Annotated in this window: 22 protein-coding genes and 1 riboswitch; of the genes, 13 read left to right on the forward strand and 9 right to left on the reverse strand. The window is 71.1% G+C overall.

Annotated features, from left to right (window positions below; all coding sequences use genetic code 11):
• Position 1: 1 nt before the first annotated feature.
• Both AB0E91_RS15870 and AB0E91_RS15875 read right to left on the reverse strand, forming a co-directional pair.
• The gene (locus tag AB0E91_RS15870) at positions 2-241 is read right to left on the reverse strand and encodes a hypothetical protein (protein ID WP_361781031.1); all 240 of its coding nucleotides are present in this window, start codon (positions 239-241) and stop codon (positions 2-4) included.
• Positions 238-444, reverse strand: a complete 207-nt coding sequence (locus tag AB0E91_RS15875) for a hypothetical protein (protein WP_361781034.1) — start codon at positions 442-444, stop codon at positions 238-240. The genes AB0E91_RS15870 and AB0E91_RS15875 overlap by 4 nt, the downstream gene beginning before the upstream one ends.
• A gap of 117 nt (positions 445-561) precedes the next feature.
• Here AB0E91_RS15875 and AB0E91_RS15880 point away from each other — a divergent pair, with 117 nt between their 5' ends.
• The 8 genes from AB0E91_RS15880 (at position 562) to AB0E91_RS15915 (ending at position 5,989) form a co-directional block, all read left to right on the forward strand.
• Positions 562-1,401, forward strand: coding sequence for a helix-turn-helix transcriptional regulator (locus tag AB0E91_RS15880; RefSeq protein ID WP_361781037.1), 840 nt, complete (start codon positions 562-564; stop codon positions 1,399-1,401).
• Positions 1,385-1,606 (forward strand): DUF397 domain-containing protein, encoded by a 222-nt coding sequence (locus tag AB0E91_RS15885; protein ID WP_361781040.1) that lies wholly within the window; start codon positions 1,385-1,387, stop codon positions 1,604-1,606. Before AB0E91_RS15880 ends, AB0E91_RS15885 begins: the two co-directional genes overlap by 17 nt.
• A gap of 11 nt (positions 1,607-1,617) precedes the next feature.
• A complete protein-coding gene (locus AB0E91_RS15890) occupies positions 1,618-2,613 on the forward strand; it encodes a hypothetical protein (RefSeq protein WP_361781043.1) in 996 nt (331 codons plus the stop codon).
• Between the two features lie 234 nt (positions 2,614-2,847).
• Positions 2,848-3,666 (forward strand): hypothetical protein, encoded by an 819-nt coding sequence (locus AB0E91_RS15895; RefSeq protein ID WP_361781046.1) that lies wholly within the window; start codon positions 2,848-2,850, stop codon positions 3,664-3,666.
• The gene (locus AB0E91_RS15900; RefSeq protein WP_361781049.1) at positions 3,663-4,571 is read left to right on the forward strand and encodes a hypothetical protein; all 909 of its coding nucleotides are present in this window, start codon (positions 3,663-3,665) and stop codon (positions 4,569-4,571) included. The genes AB0E91_RS15895 and AB0E91_RS15900 overlap by 4 nt, the downstream gene beginning before the upstream one ends.
• Positions 4,571-4,924, forward strand: coding sequence for a hypothetical protein (locus AB0E91_RS15905; protein ID WP_361781051.1), 354 nt, complete (start codon positions 4,571-4,573; stop codon positions 4,922-4,924). Before AB0E91_RS15900 ends, AB0E91_RS15905 begins: the two co-directional genes overlap by 1 nt.
• A 50-nt stretch (positions 4,925-4,974) precedes the next feature.
• Positions 4,975-5,313 carry an antibiotic biosynthesis monooxygenase gene (locus tag AB0E91_RS15910; protein WP_361781054.1) on the forward strand — a complete coding sequence of 113 codons (339 nt, stop codon included), beginning with the start codon at positions 4,975-4,977 and terminating at the stop codon, positions 5,311-5,313.
• 82 nt (positions 5,314-5,395) lie between these two features.
• On the forward strand, positions 5,396-5,989 hold the full coding sequence (locus tag AB0E91_RS15915) for a YdeI/OmpD-associated family protein (RefSeq protein WP_361781057.1): 594 nt from the start codon (positions 5,396-5,398) through the stop codon (positions 5,987-5,989).
• Between the two features lie 125 nt (positions 5,990-6,114).
• Here the strand turns inward: AB0E91_RS15915 and groL are convergent, their stop codons facing one another.
• The 4 genes from groL to thrC form a co-directional block, all read right to left on the reverse strand.
• Positions 6,115-7,737, reverse strand: coding sequence for a chaperonin GroEL (groL, locus tag AB0E91_RS15920; protein WP_361781060.1), 1,623 nt, complete (start codon positions 7,735-7,737; stop codon positions 6,115-6,117).
• Positions 7,738-8,091: 354 nt separating this feature from the next.
• On the reverse strand, positions 8,092-8,295 hold the full coding sequence (locus AB0E91_RS15925; protein ID WP_004929928.1) for a cold-shock protein: 204 nt from the start codon (positions 8,293-8,295) through the stop codon (positions 8,092-8,094).
• 431 nt (positions 8,296-8,726) lie between these two features.
• The gene (locus tag AB0E91_RS15930; RefSeq protein WP_361781063.1) at positions 8,727-9,002 is read right to left on the reverse strand and encodes a MoaD/ThiS family protein; all 276 of its coding nucleotides are present in this window, start codon (positions 9,000-9,002) and stop codon (positions 8,727-8,729) included.
• Positions 8,999-10,276, reverse strand: a complete 1,278-nt coding sequence (thrC, locus tag AB0E91_RS15935) for a threonine synthase (RefSeq protein ID WP_361781066.1) — start codon at positions 10,274-10,276, stop codon at positions 8,999-9,001. The genes AB0E91_RS15930 and thrC overlap by 4 nt, the downstream gene beginning before the upstream one ends.
• A gap of 18 nt (positions 10,277-10,294) precedes the next feature.
• A riboswitch (SAM riboswitch) is annotated at positions 10,295-10,450 on the reverse strand.
• A gap of 170 nt (positions 10,451-10,620) precedes the next feature.
• On the opposite strand from thrC, the gene AB0E91_RS15940 reads away from it, so the two are divergent.
• Positions 10,621-11,565, forward strand: coding sequence for a glucosyl-3-phosphoglycerate synthase (locus tag AB0E91_RS15940; RefSeq protein WP_361781069.1), 945 nt, complete (start codon positions 10,621-10,623; stop codon positions 11,563-11,565).
• A gap of 291 nt (positions 11,566-11,856) precedes the next feature.
• Entirely contained in the window at positions 11,857-13,275 is a 1,419-nt protein-coding gene (locus tag AB0E91_RS15945; protein ID WP_361781072.1) for a trehalose-6-phosphate synthase, read from the forward strand.
• An 11-nt stretch (positions 13,276-13,286) separates the two neighbouring features.
• On the opposite strand, the gene otsB is transcribed toward AB0E91_RS15945, so the two are convergent.
• The 3 genes from otsB to AB0E91_RS15960 form a co-directional block, all read right to left on the reverse strand.
• Positions 13,287-14,150 carry a trehalose-phosphatase gene (otsB, locus tag AB0E91_RS15950; RefSeq protein WP_361781075.1) on the reverse strand — a complete coding sequence of 288 codons (864 nt, stop codon included), beginning with the start codon at positions 14,148-14,150 and terminating at the stop codon, positions 13,287-13,289.
• 172 nt (positions 14,151-14,322) lie between these two features.
• The gene (locus AB0E91_RS15955; RefSeq protein WP_161183463.1) at positions 14,323-14,547 is read right to left on the reverse strand and encodes a DUF3263 domain-containing protein; all 225 of its coding nucleotides are present in this window, start codon (positions 14,545-14,547) and stop codon (positions 14,323-14,325) included.
• Positions 14,548-14,580: 33 nt separating this feature from the next.
• The gene (locus AB0E91_RS15960; RefSeq protein ID WP_361781079.1) at positions 14,581-15,831 is read right to left on the reverse strand and encodes an extracellular solute-binding protein; all 1,251 of its coding nucleotides are present in this window, start codon (positions 15,829-15,831) and stop codon (positions 14,581-14,583) included.
• Positions 15,832-15,966: 135 nt separating this feature from the next.
• Between AB0E91_RS15960 and AB0E91_RS15965 the strand changes: the two genes are divergently transcribed.
• From AB0E91_RS15965 to AB0E91_RS15975, 3 genes are all read left to right on the forward strand, one after another.
• Entirely contained in the window at positions 15,967-16,947 is a 981-nt protein-coding gene (locus AB0E91_RS15965) for an ROK family protein (RefSeq protein ID WP_361781082.1), read from the forward strand.
• On the forward strand, positions 16,947-18,125 hold the full coding sequence (nagA, locus tag AB0E91_RS15970) for an N-acetylglucosamine-6-phosphate deacetylase (protein ID WP_361781085.1): 1,179 nt from the start codon (positions 16,947-16,949) through the stop codon (positions 18,123-18,125). Before AB0E91_RS15965 ends, nagA begins: the two co-directional genes overlap by 1 nt.
• A 119-nt stretch (positions 18,126-18,244) precedes the next feature.
• On the forward strand, positions 18,245-19,174 hold the full coding sequence (locus AB0E91_RS15975) for a 1-phosphofructokinase family hexose kinase (RefSeq protein WP_361781088.1): 930 nt from the start codon (positions 18,245-18,247) through the stop codon (positions 19,172-19,174).
• Positions 19,175-19,194: the final 20 nt, after the last annotated feature.

Below are 19,194 nucleotides of genomic sequence, written 5' to 3' on the forward strand. Positions count from 1 at the left end.
GTCAGGGCGACTCGATCTGCGCGCGCAGGCGGGCGTCACGGTTCAGCCGACGTACGCGTTCCCGCAGTACGTCGGCGGGCGGGGCCTCCCCGAGTTCGGCGGGCGGTACGTCCCACTCGCGGCCGCCGCCGATGGGGCGCAGCTGCACGCGGCCGCCTTCCCGGCCCATCACCTCGCCGATACGGCCGTTGCGCGCGTCCATCGCGTACGTGCCGATGGCCGGGGGCTCCGGTGCGGTCACGCGTCACCGCCCTGCGGGGCGAGCGCGTCGGCCAGCCGCGAGGCGACGGTCGCGTTGCAACGGCCCAGGTCGATCAGGGCGTTGGGGTCGCCGTAGATGCCGGTGACGGGGTCGATCCGCAGCGAGGGCAACTTGACGCCGGCCTCTTCGAGGGCGGTGAGCAGTCGCTCCAGCGCCTGTTCCGCGGTGACATGCGATTCCATCGCGCTTCATTCCTCCACGCTGAGTATGAACGTTCTGCACACAGCGTGGTCGCTCCGCTTTTAACCTGGCGAGAGGGGGAGTCCCAACAACGCGCCTGTGGGACAAGGAGCGCCACGATGCCAGGACCGAAAGATCTCGACCCGGCTTCATCACCGCGAGCGATGATCGGAGCGGAGTTGCGCCATGCGCGTGAGCGGAAGGGATTGAGTCAGGAGCAACTGGGTCAACTTCTGTTCGTCAGCGGGTCGTACATCGGGCAACTGGAGGCGGGGACGCGCCGGATGCAGCCGGAGTACGCGCGCTTATTGGACGAGGCCCTGGATACGGGGGACTTCTTCACGCGCAACTGTGCGGCAGTGGCCAAGTCCAAGTACCCGGAGCATTTCGCCGAAGCGGCGGAAGCGGAGGCGCAGGCCACAGCGATCAGGGAGTACTCGCCCCTGCTCATCCCCGGGCTGCTCCAGACCCCCGCATACGCACGAGCCGTGTTCCGCGCGTACCGCCCGACGGAGGCAGAGCGAAAGCTCGATGAGCTGGTGTCGATTCGCATGGAGCGGGCAACCCTTCTCGGCGACCCAACAGACTTGTTGTTGTGGGTCGTGATTGACGAGGCCGCTCTGCGCCGCGTGACGGGCGGCCGAGCCGTGATGGCGGAGGCACTGCGGCACGTTGCTGACCTGGCTCGGCAACATCGCGTCATCGTGCAGGTCCTGCCCTTCGAGGCCGGGGCACACACAGCGATGGAGGGCTCTCTCAGGCTCATGGAATTCGTGGATGCTCCACCAATGGTCTACTTCGAGGGCGTCGGCACAGGACGGCTGGAGGATGACCCGTCCACTGTCAGGCGCCACCAGCGCACCTTCGAGCTGCTCGCAGCCTGCGCGCTCCCACCAGCGAACTCACTTGTTCTGCTTGATGCAGTGGCACAGGATTACGCGCATGAGGAACACCCCTGAGCTCGGCCCGGACTCAGCCGCCTGGCGCAAGTCGACGTACAGCGGTGGCAGTGGCGGTAACTGCGTGGAAGTGGCCGACGCCCACCCCACCCTCATCCCCGTCCGCGACTCCAAGAACCCCCACGGCCCCAAGCTCCTCCTCCGGCCGGATGCCTGGTCCGCGTTCGTGGAAAATCTCAAGGCACCCGCAGCCTGCTCGAACTAACCTCCCCGCTCATGGGAGCACGAGCGCAATACGTGATAGTCGAGAACGGCACCTGGCAGCGGCACTACTCGCACTGGGGCGCAAACGGGATCATCAACGATCTACTGCCAGGCCCCGCGGCAGCGACCCGCTGTTTCAGGGCTGGGCGGGAGATCGACGAGTGGCTCGACGACGTGTGGTGCGAGGGCGCCGCGCTCGTCGACCATGACCGCCGGGTCCTGCTCTGGTGCGCCTCCTACATCGACTGGGACGAGTACGCCGCCGCCCGCACCGTACTGGCCCTGACCTGGCCGGGTTGGGATGTCCGCTTCGCGCACGACGGGTTGGGTGATCTGACGCATCACCTGGGTCTCGGGAGGGACTTGAGCCGTTCGCCGGGCTGGTTCGAGACCTTCGTGCCGGATCGGTTCGCGTACAGCGAGGACACCGACCCCCGCTCCGTCGTCTCTCTGCGCCTGCCCGACGGGGGCGTGCGCGCGTGGGGCAGTGACTGGGAACCCATCGGCCACCTCGCTGGCGGCTCCGCCCTGATCGACTTCGTCGCCGCGTCGCCGGGCACCCCCGTACTCACCGACATGCCCGAGGGCGGCGTCCATTTCGACCCGCAGACCCGCACCGTCTCGCTCTGGTCGGTGGGCAACGTGGCCGGTGTCCACGACTGGCCGCTGCCGGGCTGGGAGGGCTGGGCGCTGGACTTCCGGGGCGACGACCACACCCACCAGGCCGGACTGCTCCCGGCGGACTTCCCCTTCCCCCGGGCCCCGCTCACGGCCGCGCTGCGTCGGCTCGGCGACGGCATGGGCACCCCGCCGCCCGACATCGACGCGCTGCTCGCCCCCGCCATGGCCGCACCCGGCCCGGCGGGCACCACCCCCGTGGTCAACCCCGCCGCGCTGACACCTCACGACCCGGCCACCCCCACCCCGGCCGAACTGGCGGCACTGCGTACGGCACTCGACGCGCTGTCCCGCCCCGAGGCTCAAGTACCGAGCTCCGAGCCCTCTTAACAAGGATTGGTTGGTGGGTTTCAACCCACCCTCCCACCCTGCGAGTTGACTTGAAGCCACCGACTTGCCACGGACAGTCACAAGGCTCTAGCGTGCCCGCATAACGAACAGCCCCCGCCAGGTGATTGCGACACCTGCGGGGGCTTGACCGACAAGATCGAAACGGACCTCGATCCCGTGGCTGAAGCCAAGCTTAGCCCTGCCCCCGCGCAGGCGCACGCATCCCACCACCCGATGGCCAATCCGGGCTACGGCAAGCGCAGTACGCCATCCCAACTGCCGCGCACAAAGCATGACTTCACGCACCTCCCACCCCGCGAAGCAGCGATCGCCGCGTACGTCGACCGCCTCCCCGAAGGCGCCGACATCTCGGTGAAAACGCTGGCGAAGAACCTCCCGTACGGCCAGTGCGCCCTGCGTACCGCCCTCAACCGGCTCCACGCCGAAGGCCACTTGAGGCGGGGCAGGGAGTGCGTGGCGTCGGAGTCGGGCAGCTCCCGCTGGATCACCCGATCGTGGTTCTCCCGTACCGCGAGGGACGACGCGTGGTGGGCGGCGTTCACACGGGGAGCCGTACCGGAGGACCGGCCCCGCCCCGAACCCCCCACCCGCTCACGTGCGTTGATCCTCCTGGCCGCCCTGGGCCGCAGGAACCCCTCCCTGTCTCTCTCGGAGGCCGACTGCAAGGCCCTCGCCCCGCTGCTGACGGAGTGGTTCGCGAGGGACGCCACCGACGACGCCGTACTCCGCGCCCTGACGGACGGCCTGCCGCCCCAGATCCACCACCCGGCCGCCCTGCTGCGCCGCCGCCTCGTGGACAAACTCCCCCCGGAACCGGTCCGCAGGCCACCGTCGCGGATGCTGGTGTGCGGGGAGTGCGGTGTGCCGGGCACTCCCGAGGCGCTGCCAGGTGGCCTGTGCAGGAACTGCCGGGACGAGCCCGCACCCCGCCGGACCCCGCCACCGCTGCCCGCCCCCAACGTCCGCACCCACGCCCAGCAGATCCGAGCCGCGATGTCCGCCCGCAGGAACGCGCCGGTACCGGCGCCATGACCGCCGGTGCCCTGATCATCGGACGGTTCGGCAAGGACCTGGCCGACAAGGACCTGACCGGCAAGACAGCCCGGAACTCTGTGGCAACCGGCCGGAGTCACCCCGAGACTGTGCCGATGACGAACCCCGACGCCACTCCCCCGCGCGTCCGGCTCGACCACGCCCTGGAGAGCCTGGCCCTCACCTTCCGCGGCATGACCGCCCGCGCCGACGAGGTCCAGTGCACATGCCACTGGGGCGACGAGGACGAGCTGGCGCTGCTGAAGGTCCCGGACCTGGAGCTCGACCCGGACCTCCTGCGCCGCACCTGGACCGCCCTCGACTGGAACGACCACGGCGCGGTGTTGCGGCGCATCCTCCCGCAGTTCGCCAGATCGCTCGTCGGCGGAACGACGGCGCGCTGGATCAACACGGCCGAGGCCGGCCGGTCGTTCGCCCTGGGCGACTGGCAGCGGTGGCCCGTACCGCAGCGCACGGCGGTGGAGGAGTTCCTGCACGCCTGGTGGGCGCACAGCCTGGCCGACCCGGCTCCGGCGATCCCGGTGCACGACCTTCTCGTGTTGTGCGTGGAGGCGTCCGCCACGCTCACCCCATGGCTCACAGTCTGGGAGGCCGTCGGCCACGACACGGCCGACCGTCACCGGGAAGAGGCGGCGGCCCACTGGGCGTACGACCTCATGCGCGACGAACTCCCCTGGTACACCTGGCACGACGACGAGGACGCCCTGCGCACCGAACTCGCCGCCTGGTTCACCCACCACGCCCCGCCGCCCACCGCGCAGCCTCAGTCACTGGTGCCGCATCAGGCGACGTTCGCCCTGCCGATGGCTACTCTGACGACGTGGCCGATGAAGAGGACAGTGGGAGCGGCTCGATCCGGCACCCCTCGTGGGACCACCCGGTAGTGTCCACTGTCGCGCTGGAACTGGGCGGCCTTGCTGTCTCCGGGTTGGCCGCTCTGGTGGGGTGGCCGTTCGGGTGGCTGCCCGACACTGATTTCGTCCTCTTCGTGACGGTCCTGATCGCGATCGGGCCTGCGGCTGAGTTGTACCGCAGGGCGGGCCCGCCGCGTCGGCTTGCTGTTGTCGCCGCTCTCCTTGCGCTGGCAACGGTGAGACTTCTCGTGGCTGCAGCAGTGAACTGGGCCTTCCCTGCGGCGGCTGATCCGGGCGTCGGTGTCCTCGTCGGCTACCTTGTTGCGTTGCCCATCGGCGTGGCTGTGTTGGCTTGGTTCCTCACCAGGGCGAACGTTGCCTGATGCGGCACTAGCCTGACGCCACACGCGCCTCACCGACGGAGGGCTCCCGCATGACCACCTCGTTCGTCCGCCCCGAACCCCCGTACTACGCCGTCATCATCACCACCAGCCCGACCGAGGACCTCGACGGCTACGCCGCGATGAGCAAGCGCATGGCCGAACTCGGCGAGGCCCAACCCGGCTACCTGGGCCGCGAGTCGATGACGGACGCGGACGGCCGCGACCTCGTCGTCATCTACTACGCGGACGACGCGTCGATAACGGCCTGGAAGGCCCACCCCGAACACCTGGAGGCCCAACGCCTCGGCCGCGACCGCTGGTACGCCTCGTACAGCGTGGAAGTGGCCCGAGTGGAACGCGCCTACGCCTGGCAGCCGCCGCTCGACTGACCAGAAACGATCACGCAGGTCCACGGGCACCCGGCATCCGGCATCCGGGGCCTTGGCCGAACGCGTCATGACAATCGGCCGGATGTGGTTGGCTGCTGGGGTGACCCAGGACTTGGAGATCGTCGCATTCGCATCCGCCGAGGCATTCCAGGCATGGCTCGGCGAGAACCACGCCGCCTCGTCCGGCATCTGGCTCAAGCTTCGCAAGAAGGGCCCCGGAATCGTCGCGCTGGACTACGCCCAGGCGCTCGACGTCGCACTCTGCCACGGCTGGATCGACGGCCAGAAGGCCAAGTTCGACGACGAGTGGTGGCTCCAGCGGTTCACCCCGCGCACGCCGCGCAGCAAGTGGTCCAAGGTCAACCGGGACAAGGCGGCCGCCCTCATCGAGCAGGGCCGGATGCGTCCCCCGGGGCAGGCCGAGGTCGACCGTGCCAAGGCGGACGGCCGCTGGGAGGCGGCCTACGACGGCGCGAAGGCCGCCACGGTGCCGGACGACCTCACGGCGGCCCTGGCCGCCGACCCGGCCGCGGCGGAGTTCTTCGAGACACTGGACCGGCAGAACCGCTACGCGATCCTGTACCGGGTCCAGGACGCCAAGAAGCCCGAGACCCGGGCCCGCCGGATCGAGAAGTACGTGGCGATGCTGGCCAAGGGCGAGAAGCTGCACCCGTAGTCACGGAGACGGCCGGGCAGGCAGGGCGGTGCCGCGGTGCCCCCGGAAACGCCCGAGGGCGGCACCCCCACCGGAACCCCGGAAGGAAGTGCCGCCCTCGGAAAGGACAGTTGATCCGCGAGGGATCAGAAGTCCATGTCACCGCCCGGCATGCCGCCCGGAGCGGCCGCGGCGGCCTTCTCCGGCTTGTCGGCGATGACGGCCTCGGTGGTGAGGAACAGCGCGGCGATGGAGGCGGCGTTCTGCAGGGCGGAACGCGTCACCTTCGCCGGGTCGATGATGCCCTCGGCGATCATGTCGACGTACTCGCCGGTCGCGGCGTTCAGGCCGTTGCCGACGGGCAGGTTGCGGACCTTCTCCACGACGACGCCGCCCTCGAGACCACCGTTGACGGCGATCTGCTTCAGCGGGGCCTCGAGCGCGAGCTTGACCGCGTTGGCACCGGTCGCCTCGTCACCCGACAGCTCCAGCTTGTCGAAGACCTGGCCGGCCTGGAGCAGGGCCACGCCACCACCGGCGACGATGCCCTCCTCGACGGCCGCCTTGGCGTTGCGCACGGCGTCCTCGATGCGGTGCTTGCGCTCCTTGAGCTCGACCTCGGTCGCGGCACCGGCCTTGATGACCGCCACGCCACCGGCGAGCTTCGCCAGGCGCTCCTGGAGCTTCTCGCGGTCGTAGTCCGAGTCGCTGTTCTCGATCTCGGCGCGGATCTGGTTCACGCGGCCCTGCACCTGCTCCGAGGAGCCGGCGCCGTCGACGATCGTGGTCTCGTCCTTGGTGACGACGACCTTGCGGGCGCGGCCCAGGAGGTCCAGCGTCGCGTTCTCGAGCTTGAGGCCGACCTCCTCGGAGATGACCTCGCCGCCCGTGAGGATGGCGATGTCGCCGAGCATGGCCTTGCGGCGGTCGCCGAAGCCCGGGGCCTTGACGGCGACGGACTTGAAGGTGCCGCGGATCTTGTTGACGACCAGGGTCGACAGGGCCTCGCCCTCGACGTCCTCGGCGATGATCAGCAGCGGCTTGCCCGACTGCATGACCTTCTCCAGGAGCGGGAGCAGGTCCTTGACCGAGGAGATCTTGGAGTTGGCGATGAGGATGTAGGGGTCCTCGAGCACCGACTCCATGCGCTCCATGTCGGTCGCGAAGTAGGCGGAGATGTAGCCCTTGTCGAAGCGCATGCCCTCGGTGAGCTCAAGCTCCAGACCGAAGGTGTTGCTCTCCTCGACGGTGATGACGCCTTCCTTGCCGACCTTGTCCATGGCCTCGGCGATGAGCTCGCCGATCTGGGTGTCGGCGGCGGAGATGGAGGCGGTGGAGGCGATCTGCTCCTTGGTCTCCACGTCCTTGGCCTGCTCGAGCAGGGCGGTGGAGACGGCCTCGACGGCCTTCTCGATACCGCGCTTGAGGGCCATCGGGTTGGCGCCGGCGGCTACGTTGCGCAGGCCCTCCTTGACCAGGGCCTGGGCGAGCACGGTCGCGGTGGTCGTACCGTCACCGGCGACGTCGTCCGTCTTCTTGGCGACTTCCTTGACCAGCTCGGCGCCGATCTTCTCGTACGGGTCCTCGAGCTCGATCTCCTTGGCGATGGAGACACCATCGTTGGTGATCGTGGGGGCGCCCCACTTCTTCTCGAGGACGACGTTGCGGCCCTTGGGGCCGAGCGTCACCTTGACGGCGTCCGCGAGCTGGTTCATGCCGCGCTCGAGGCCGCGCCGCGCCTCCTCGTCGAACGCGATGATCTTGGCCATGTGAAGTGGTCCCTCCAGGACTGGGGGTGATTCCTTCGGACCGCGCCCGCGCCCGCGACGGACGGCTCGCCGGCCTCGTGGTTCCTTGCCCCACCCGGCCTGCGGGCCTCACCGACCCGGTCCTCGTTGTCACTCTCACCTTCAGAGTGCTAACGCAATGATTAGCACTCGGCATGGTCGAGTGCAAGCGCCTTCGGGGGATCGGACGGGGGACGCGCGCGGGGCGAACCGGGCGGCGCACGCAGGACGAAGGGCCCGCACCCCGTGCCGGGTGCGGACCCTTCGAACGTGAGACGTAAACCTGAGACGTGAGACGGACGCGAGACGCGACGAGACGTTCAGCGTGAGAAACGTTCAGGCGCTGAGGCGAACCATGTCGGCCTGCGGGCCCTTCTGACCCTGCGAGATCTCGAACTCGACCCGCTGGCCCTCCTCAAGGGTGCGGTAGCCGTCCATCTGAATCGCGCTGTAGTGGACGAACACGTCCGCACCACCGTCTACCGCGATGAAGCCGTAGCCCTTCTCCGCGTTGAACCACTTGACGGTGCCCTGAGCCATGCCTAACTCCCCTATTACTGGCCCTTGCGCAGATCCACCCTTCGCGGACCCGGGTCAGACCTCACCCCCCATGGGTCGGGGGCGTGCGCCGGAACGCGTCGACCGCGGCTGAATGTACTTGTCCAACTGCCGTCTGCAACAGGTCAATCGGACGAGAAATCTGGACGCGACCGGTCCGGAATCTGACGAGAATTCAGCTGAATTCAGGGCAAGTCGGGCCCCATAAAAACAATAAATGCCGCATATGACCCGTGCATTTTGGCTGCTTCTTGTCGGGCGTGCGGCATGAATCCAGGGTTCCCGACCTGTCGGCCGGGGAGCGCGTTCCCCAACTCTATCGCGCTCAATCACGCAGAATGGCCCCCTCCGTTTCTCTTACGGAGGAGGCCATTCGATGAACAGCTTGTAACCGACGTTACCGTCGGTAATTCTCAGCCGCCGGCGACCGCCGGAATGATGGAGACACCGGCGCCGTCCGGGGTCGGCGTCTGAAGCCCGCCCTCGAAGCGCACGTCGTCGTCGTTCACGTACACGTTGACGAACCGGCGCAGCTTGCCCTCGTCGTCCAGGACGCGCGCGGCGATCCCGGCGTGGCGCTTCTCCAGGTCCCCGATCACGTCGGCGAGCGTGGCGCCCTCGGCGGCGACCTCCGCCTGCCCGCCGGTGTAGGTGCGCAGGATGGTCGGGATGCGAACAGTCACGCTCATGATGCGAGGCCAGCCTCTCGGAAGGAGTCCAGGTTCGGTCGGATGGTCGCGGTCAGACCGGTCCCGGCCACCGCGTCCAGGGTCTTGAGGCCGTCGCCCGTGTTCAGGACGACGGTCGTCAGGGTCGGGTCCAGCACGCCGTTCTCCAGCAGCTTGCGCGTCACGCCGACCGTCACGCCGCCCGCCGTCTCCGCGAAGATGCCCTCCGTGCGGGCGAGGAGCTTGATGGCGTCCACGATCTGGGGGTCCGTCACGTCCTCCACGGCACCGCCGGTGCGGCGGGCGATGTCGAGCACGTACGGCCCGTCGGCCGGGTTGCCGATGGCCAGGGACTTGGCGATGGTGTCCGGCTTCTGGGGGCGTACGACGTCGTGGCCCGCCTTGTACGCGGCCGACACCGGCGAACAGCCCTCCGCCTGGGCGCCGAAGATCTTGTACGGCTTGTCCTCGACCAGGCCGAGCTGGATCAGCTCCTTGAGCCCCTTGTCGATCTTCGTGAGCTGGGAGCCGGAGGCGATCGGCACCACGAGCTGGTCCGGCAGCTCCCAGCCGAGCTGCTCGCAGATCTCGTACGCCAGCGTCTTGGAGCCCTCGGCGTAGTACGGCCGCAGGTTGACGTTGACGAAGCCCCAGCCCTCGCCGGCCGGGTCGCCGATCAGCTCGGAGCAGAAGCGGTTCACGTCGTCGTAGTTGCCCTCGATGCCGACGAGTTCACCGCCGTAGACCGCGGCCATGACGATCTTGCCCTGCTCCAGGTCGTGCGGGATGAACACACAGGAGCGCAGCCCCGCGCGGGCCGCCGCCGCGCCGACCGCGCCCGCGAGGTTGCCGGTGGAGGAGCAGGAGAGCGTGGTGAAGCCGAAGGCGCGGGCGGCCTCCAGGGCCTGGGCGACCACGCGGTCCTTGAAGGAGTGGGTGGGGTTGCCGGAGTCGTCCTTGACGAACAGGCCGCCGGTGACGCCGAGTTCACGGGCGAGGTTGTCGGCCTTGACGAGCCGGGTCCAGCCGGGGTTGAGGTTCGGCTTGTCGGCGACGTCGGCGGGGACGGGCAGCAGCGGGGCGTAGCGCCAGATGCTGGCGGGGCCGGACTCGATGCGCTTACGGAGGCTGTCGGCGTCGTGGCCGGAGAAGTCGTAGGCGATCTCCAGCGGGCCGAAACACTCCTCGCAGGCGAAGACCGGGCCGAGCGGGACGCGGTGCCCGCACTCCCGGCAGCTCAGCGCGGCGGCGGGGCCGAGATCGACAGTGGGGGTGGCAATGGTCTGCACAGCCATGGGAGGCGAGGCCCTTTCTCCTCATCTTCCTCACGACGAATCTCGCCGTGAGACGGATTTGGCACCTTCCCTAGCCGGGAGCCTCGCGGTGCGTCGCTGATGCGTCGCGCACGAGACCGACTGGAGTTGCCGGGGCTTCGCAGGGCCGTGTCCCTCTGCCCCTCTGGATGAGCTGTATTCGGTTGTGGACGCCGATCGTCTCGGACATGCGATGGTCATCGGCGTTGTTCAAGACTGTAACCGAAGGCCAGCACAGTTGAAGGTGTCGTCCGAACCGCGAGACGGGTTCATGAACACCGGCAGGTGTGACCGTACGTCCCCCCACAGTGAAGGAGCCGCAGACCATGCTGGAAGAAACCGAGCGCTGGCTGGCCACCCGCTCCTGGTCCGTGGCCGACCGCCCGCTGCACCGTGTCCTCGCCGCCAAGCAGCGCTCCGGGCAGACCGTGTCCGTGGTGCTGCCCGCGCTGAACGAGGAGGAGACGGTCGGTGACATCGTCTCCGTGATCCGCCACGACCTGATGGCGCAGGCGCCGCTGGTGGACGAGATCGTCGTGGTGGACTCCGGGTCCACCGACCGCACCTCCGAGGTCGCCGCGGCGGCGGGCGCGCGGGTCGTGCACCGTGACGCGATCCTGCCCCGGCTGCCCGCCGTGCCCGGCAAGGGCGAGGTGCTGTGGCGGTCGCTGCTCGCGACCGGCGGGGACGTCGTGGCCTTCGTGGACGCGGACCTGAAGGAGTTCTCCTCGGACTTCGTCCTCGGCATCGTCGGCCCGCTGCTCACCGATCCGGGCGTCGACCTGGTCAAGGCGATGTACGACCGGCCGCTCGCCGGCGCCGCCGGACAGGGCGGCCGGGTCACCGAGCTGATGGCGCGGCCCCTGCTGAACATGCACTGGCCGCAGCTGGCCGGTTTCGTACAGCCGCTGGGGGGTGAGTACGCGGCGCGGCGCTCCCTGCTGGAGCAGCTGCCGTTCCCGGTGGGGTACGGCGTGGAGCTGGGGATGCTGGTCGACGCGCTGCATCTGGTGGGGCTCGACGCGCTGGCGCAGGTCGACGTGGGTGTGCGCAAGCACCGGCACCAGGACGGGCAGGCCCTCGGGCGTATGTCGGCCGCGATCTATCGCACGGCTCAGCTGCGGCTGGCCCGCGGGCATCTGATCCGGCCCTCTCTGACCCAGTTCGAGCGGGGGGTGTCGGGGTTCGAGCCGCGTACGTACTCGGTGGACACGGAGGAGCGGCCGCCGATGGCGGAGATCGCGGAGTACGCGGAGCGGCGGGTGGCTTGACGGGGGCGCCTCGGCTTCGCCGTCGGCGTCGGTCTTCGTTCCCACCCGCACCGCCCGTGCGACTTTCGTCGTCGGGTGCGGGTGGCCCCCGTGGGGCGTCCTCGCCGTCGGCGGCCGCGGGCCGTGGTGGCCTCCGCGGCCTCCGGCCGCGCAAGGCGTCGGGACCGGGACCCAGCGCCTTCCTGCCGGAGAACCCGGCGCCACGCACCGTATGCGGAGGGCCGTATACAAGGCGCCGCGCCGGGTCGCGGGCACGTTTGAGGGTTTGGGTGCCGGGCTAGGTTGAGGACCATGGCTTCAACTCAGGGTGCTGAGGTGCTGGTCGCGTCGAATCGTGGCCCGGTGTCGTACACGGTGGGTCCGGACGGTGCGCTGACGTCGCGGCGCGGTGGTGGCGGGCTGGTTTCCGGGCTGTCGGCGATCAGTCCCGACACCGACGCGGTGTGGGTGTGCGCGGCGCTCGGGGACGGTGACCGGGAGGCGGTGCGGCGCGCGGACGGCGGGCTGCTGCCCGAGGCGGACACCGGCGGGCAGCGGGTACGGATGCTGGACATCGACGCGGGGGTGTACGCCGACGCGTACAACGGCATCGCCAACTCGGTGCTCTGGTTCGCCCACCACATGCTCTACCAGACCCCCCTGGAGCCGGTCTTCGACGCGGAGTTCCGGCGGCAGTGGGAGGCGTACCGGGAGTACAACCGGGCGTTCGCCGAGGCGCTGGCCGAGGAGGCGGCGCCGAACGCGGCGGTGCTGATCCAGGACTACCACCTGGCCCTCGCCCCCCGGATGCTGCGGCAGCTCCGCCCCGACCTGCGCATCGGCCACTTCTCGCACACCCCGTGGGCCCCGCCGGACTACTTCCGCCTGCTCCCCGACGACATCGCGGCCGAGCTGCTCGGCGGCATCCTGGGCGCGGACCGGGCGGCGTTCCTGACCCGGCGCTGGGCGGACGCGTTCACCGCGTGCTGTCACGCGGTGCTGGGCCCCGGCATCCCGTCGGGCACGGAGATCGGGGTGCACGGGCTGGGCGCGGACGCGGACTTCCTGCGGGAGCGGGCGCACCGGGCGGACGTGTCCGAACGGATGGTGACCCTCCGCGAGGAGATCGGCGAGGGGCGCCGGACGATCGTCCGGGTGGACCGCACCGAGCTGTCGAAGAACATCGCGCGCGGGCTCCTGGCGTACCGCCGCCTCCTCGCGGACCACCCGGAGTGGCGCGAGCGGGTCGTGCACGTGGCCTTCGCGTACCCGTCCCGGCAGGACCTGGCGGTGTACCGCGCCTACACGGACGAGGTGCGCCGGATCGCGGACGAGGTCAACGCCGAGTTCGGCACGCCCGGCTGGACCCCGGTCCTCCTCCACGTCGAGGACGACTTCGCCCGTTCCCTGGCCGCCTACCGCCTCGCCGACGTGGCCCTGGTCAACCCGATCCGCGACGGCATGAACCTGGTCGCCAAGGAGGTCCCCGTCGTCTCGGACGAGGGCGTGGCCCTGGTGCTGTCCCGCGAGGCGGGCGCGTACGAGGAGCTGTCCGAGGACGCGATCACGGTCAACCCGTACGACGTCGTCGGCACGGCCGAGGCCCTCCACGAGGCCCTGTCCCTGCCCCCCGACGAGCGCGCCGAACGCTCCAAGCGCCTGGCCACGGCGGCCACGGCCCTCCCCCCGACCCGCTGGTTCCTGGACCAGCTGGCGGCGCTGGGGGGCTGAGCCGGGCCCGCTCAGCCCATGTGTGCGGCGAGGGTGTGGAGCAGCTCCACCACGCCCTCCGGGCCATCGACCACCAGGTCGGCCCGTTCCGCCAGTTCGGGTACTTCCGTGCTGCCGCTGCACACCAGGAGGCCGGGGGTGCCGCCGGTGCGGAGTTTCTCCACGGCGGCGAAGGCGGAAAGGTCGCCGAGGTCGTCGCCCGCGTAGAGGACGGCGTCGGCGCCGAGGGCGCGGACGTGGTCGAGGAGGGCGACGCCCTTGTCCATGCCGGGCGGGCGGAGTTCGAGGACCAGGCGGCCGGGTTCGACGATCAGGCCGTGCCGGGTGGCGAGGTCGGTCAGCGGGGCGCGCAGGGCCTCGAAAGCGGCCTCGGGGTCCTCGGCGCGGCGGGTGTGTACGGCGACGGCCCGGCCCTTTTCCTCGATCCAGGTACCGGGCCAGGCCCCGGCCCGGTCGAGGACGCCCGGCAGTTCGGCGCGGGCGGCGGCGATGCCGGGGTGCGGGGCGGGGGCGCTGACGGTGCCGGTGACGGCGTCCCAGCGTTCGGCGCCGTAGTGACCGAGGACGACGAGGTGCTCCAGGCCCGCGATCCCGGCGAAGCCGCCGTTGCGTACGGCGACCCCGGCGGGGCGGCCCGTGATCACGGCCACGGAGGCCACCTTCGGCGCGAGCTCGGCGAGCGCGGGCACCGCGCCGGGGTGGGCGCGCGCCTGCGCGGGGTCGGCGACGATGGGAGCCAGCGTGCCGTCGAAGTCCAGCCCGACCACGGCCCCGCGCGCCCCGTCCAACAGCGCGCGCAGACCGTCCCGGCCGGCCGGGGTCGTCGGAACCGGAAGGTCCTTCGGAGTGGCGGAGTCCGTCTCGGGGATACCCATGCAACGACACTATCCGCGAGGACCCCGGCGCACTCCTCCCCGTGAGCGGTCCGCCGGTGTCACCCGGTGCCCGGAGTCACCCGGCGCTCCGGGTCGGCGCACGAGGTCAGCGTTCCGGCCGTCTCGCTCCGACCCGGCCCCCCGCGCCCACCCCGTCAAAGCGAGCGCAGCGTCACCGCTCCGACCGTCTCGCCTCACGTACCCGGCGCAGTCTGTTCACCGTCACCGGGTCGTGGGCGAGGGCTCGCTCGTCGTCCAGGAGGGCGTTGAGGAGCTGGTAGTAGCGGACCGGGGCGAGGCCCAGTTGTTCGCGGATGGCGCGTTCCTTGGCGCCGGGGCCGGGGAAGCCCCGGCGCTCCAGCGCGAGGATCGCCTTCTCGCGGGTGCCCAGTTCCATGTCGGCAACCGTAACCCCGGCCGCCGACATGGGTCAGAGCGCGGAGGCCCGGCTGTCCGCCGTGGTGGCCGCCGACTGCAGTCGGGTCAGGACGCCCGAGGGGTTGCCGTCGGGGGAGACGGCCTGGCCGATGTCCTGCTTGACGGCCGCGCTGACCTCGGCCCAGGAGATCTTGTTCACGGGGTACTGCTCGGCGGACTGCAGCTGGTCCAGGAAGGGGTGCAGGGCCTTGTCACGGGGCGCCTCGGACTCGCCCATGGCCTCGGAGGCGGAGGTGGTGACGGGCAGCAGGCCGTACTCGTGGGAGAAGGCGAGCACGTTCTGCTCGTCGTACACGAAGTCGAGGAAGCTGCCGATCTGGTCGGCGTGGCCGTTCTGCCTGAAGCCCATCATCCAGTCGGCGACGCCCATCGCGGGCTGGTGGGCGCCGTCGCGCGTCGGCATCGGGACCATGCCGAACTTCACGCCCTTGGCCGCGGCCTGCTGCATCAGCGTGGGGTGGCCGTTGAGCATGCCGACCTGGCCGTCGGTGAAGGCGGAGAACGCGGCGGCACGGTTGAGGCGGCCCGGGGCGACCGGTCCGGTCAGGCCCTTGTCGACCAGGTCGTCCTTGAGCCAGGTGAACGTGTTGGCGTTCTGGGAGGAGTCGATGGTGTACGTGCCCATGTCGTCCGTGAAGTCGCTGCCACCGCTCAGCAGCCACTGCATGGTCTCGGCCTGGGCCTCCTCGGGCCCGAGCGGCAGCGCGTAGGGGTACTTCACGCCCTGGCCCTTGAGCGCCTCGGCGTCGGCGGCCAGCTCGTCCCACGTGGCGGGCGGCTCGGTGATGCCCGCCTTGGCGAAGAGCGACTTGTTGTAGAAGAGGACGCGCGTGGAGGCCGCGAACGGCATGCCGTACGGCGTGTGGTTCCAGTCGCCCGCGTCGGAGAGCTGCGGCAGCAGGTCGGCCTGGGCGCGGATGGAGAGCAGGTCGGAGACGGGGTAGAGCTTGCCCGCGGCCGCGTAGTCGGCGTAGGCGCCGATCTGGGCCATGTCGGGGGCGTGCCCGGCGTCCACCATCTCCTTGACCTTGCGGTCCACGTCGTTCCACGAGTAGACGCTCACCTCGACCTTCACGTCGGGGTGCTGCTTCTCGTACGCGTCGGCGAGCGTGGACCAGTACTTCTTGGAGCTGTTGGCCGGGGAGTCGCCGTAGTCGGCTGCGACCAGCTTGAGGGTCACATGCGAGGAACCCGTGGTTCCGCAGCCGCCGAGGACCGCCGCCATGCCCACTGCGGACACCACCGCGATCGTTCTTGCCGTACGCCGACGCACCGTCAAAACCCCGATTCCACTGATCGACTGTTCGCTATGTGAACACATGTCTACACCACGTAAGTGGACTAGACCTCTCATGGGTCACCGGGTCACACTGGACGGGTGAGACATGTCATCGCCCTGGACGTGGGCGGCACCTGGATGAAGGCCGCTCTCCTCGGCGACGACAGCGCGTCTGCCCCGGGGACCGCCCCCGTACTCCTGCACCGCGAGCGCCGCGCGACCGGACGCGAGCGGGGCCCGGAGGCGGTGGTCGCGGAGATCCTGGACTTCGCCGCCGGTCTCGCCGCGTACGGCGCCGCGCACCTGGGCGGACCCGCCCTCGCGGCGGGCGTCGCGGTGCCCGGCATCGTGGACGAGCGCGGCGGCCGCGCGGTCTACTCGGCCAACCTCGGCTGGCGCGACGTACCCCTGCGCGACCTGCTCGCCGAGCGCCTCGGCGTGCCCGTGGCACTCGGCCACGACGTGCGCACCGGCGGCCTCGCCGAGGGCCGGATCGGCGCCGGGAAGGGCGCCGGCCGCTTCCTGTTCGTGCCGCTCGGCACCGGCATCGCGGGCGCCATCGGCATCGGCGGCGGGGTCGAGGCGGGCGCGCACGGCTTCGCCGGTGAGATCGGCCACATCGTCGTACGCCCCGGCGGCGCCGACTGCCCCTGCGGGCAACGCGGTTGCCTGGAGCGGTACGCCTCGGCGGCCGCCGTCGGCGAGGCGTGGGCGCGCGCCTGCGGCAAGGACGGCGTGGACGCCGCCGACTGCGCGAAGGCCGTCGCGAACGGCGACCGGACCGCCGGACGGATCTGGCAGGACGCGGTGGACGCGCTCGCCGACGGCCTGGTCACCGCGCTCACCCTGCTCGACCCGGGCACCCTGATCATCGGCGGCGGTCTCGCGGAGGCGGGCGAGACGCTGTTCCGTCCCCTGCGGGAGGCCGTGGGGCGCCGGATCACCTTCCAGACCCCGCCCGTCCTCGTCCCCGCGGCCCTCGGCGACACCGCCGGATGCCTCGGCGCCGGACTGCTCGCCCACGATCTCCTGGGCCCTGCCGGCCCAGGCCGCACCGATCCCTCGGAGGTAACCGCCTGATGGCTCCCAGCTTGGTACTCACCGGCGCACGGGTGGTGCTGCCCACCGGCGTGGTGGACGACGGCCGCGTGAGCGTGGAGGGCACGCGGATCACCGCTGCGGGCCCCGCCGAGGGGGCGGCCGAGGGGGCGGCCCCCGCCCCGGCAGGCGCCGAGGTGCTCGACGCGAGCGGCCACTGGCTGGTCCCCGGCTTCGTGGACCTGCACAACCACGGCGGCGGCGGCGCCTCCTTCGCGGGCAGCGCCGAGGACGCGCTGACCGCCGTACGCACCCACCGCGCGCACGGCACCACCACCCTGGTCGCCTCCACCGTCACCGACGACCTGGACCTGCTGGCCCGCCGCGCCGGGCTCCTCAGCGAACTGGCCGAACAGGGCGAGATCGCGGGCATCCACTTCGAGGGCCCGTTCATCTCCCCGTGCCGCAAGGGCGCGCACTCCGAGGCGCTGCTGCGCGACCCCGACCCGGCCGAGGTGCGCAAGCTGCTCGACGCCGCGCGCGGGCAGGCCCGCATGGTCACCCTCGCCACCGAACTCCCCGGCGGCCTGGACTCCGTACGGCTGCTCGCCGAGCAGGGCGTGATCGCGGCGGTCGGCCACACCGACGCGAGTTACGAGCAGACCGTCGAGGCCATCGACGCGGGCGCCACCGTCGCCACCCACCTCTTCAACGCCATGCCCCCGCTCGGCCACCGCGCCCCCGGCCCCATCACCGCGCTGCTGGAGGACGAGCGGGTCACCGTCGAGCTGATCGACGACGGCGTCCATCTGCACCCGGCCGCGCTCCAGTTGGCCTTCCACCACGCGGGCGCCGAGCGGGTCGCCTTCATCACCGACGCGATGGACGCGGCGGGCGTGGGCGACGGGCGCTATCTGCTCGGCCCGCTGGAGGTCGAGGTCGAGGGCGGCGTGGCCCGGCTGGTCGAGGGCGGCTCCATCGCGGGCTCCACACTGACCCTGGACCGCGCCTTCCGGCGGGCGGTCACCGTCGACCGGCTGCCGGTGACCGACGTGGTGACCGCGCTGTCCGCCAACCCGGCCCGCCTGCTTGGCCTTTCGGACCGGATCGGCTCGATCGAGCCCGGCAAGGACGCCGATCTCGTGCTGCTGGACGCCGAGTTCGCGGTGAAGGGCGTCATGCGGCGGGGCGAATGGGTGGTCACGCCCCAACTGCCCTGATCCGTACCCTCCTTCATTGGACGGTGGCTGTCCCCGAGGTGGGCCGGCCGCCGTCTCTTTGGCATGATCGGGGCCCCGGAAACCGAAGCCGCGCCAACTTTCGAGGGAGGTCGGACCGGGTGATCCTCACGGTCACACTGAACACCGCTCTCGACATCACGTACCGCGTACGGTCGTTGCGCCCGCACGCCTCCCACCGCGTCTCCGACGTGGCCGAACGGCCGGGCGGCAAGGGCGTCAACGTGGCCCGGGTGCTGGCCGCGCTCGGCCACGAGGTGACGGTCACCGGGTTCGCGGGCGGCGCGACCGGCGGGGTGCTGCGCGACCGGCTCGCGGGCACGGCGGGGCTGACGGACGCGCTGGTGGAGGTCGCGGGCCCGACCCGCCGCACCATCGCCGTGGTGGACGAACGCACCGGCGACACCACCCAGTTGAACGAGCCCGGACCGCAGATCTCCCCTGCCGAATGGGCCGCCTTCCTGCGCGCCTACGACGGCCTGCTCGCCGGTGCCTCGGCGGTCGCCCTCTCGGGCAGCCTGCCCCCGGGTGTGCCGGTGGGGGCGTACGCGGGCCTGATACGCGTGGCCCGCTCGGCCGGAGTGCCGGTCCTGCTGGACACCAGCGGCGAGCCGCTGCGCCGCGGTGTCGCCGCCCGCCCCGACCTCGTCAAGCCGAACGCCGGGGAACTGGCCGAACTCACCGGCTCCCACGAGCCGTTGCGCGCCACCCGCGACGCCCGCCGCCGCGGCGCCCACGCGGTGGTCGCCTCCCTCGGCCCCGAGGGCCTCCTCGCCGCGACCCCCGAGGGCCACTGGCGCGCGACCCCACCCGCCCCCCTGCGCGGCAACCCGACCGGAGCGGGCGACGCGGCGGTCGCGGGCCTGCTGTCGGGCCTGGTGGAACAACTCCCCTGGCCGGACCGCCTGACCCGCGCGGTCGCCCTGTCGGCGGCGGCCGTACTGGCCCCGGCCGCCGGGGAGTTCGACCGCGCCGCCTACGACGAGCTGTGCGGCCGCATCGAGGTCACCGGCGCGGCGGAGGCGGCCTGAGCCCGGTCCCGGAGGACCGG

This window comes from Streptomyces sp. NPDC026659 (assembly GCF_040638245.1).
Lineage (GTDB): Bacteria > Actinomycetota > Actinomycetes > Streptomycetales > Streptomycetaceae > Streptomyces.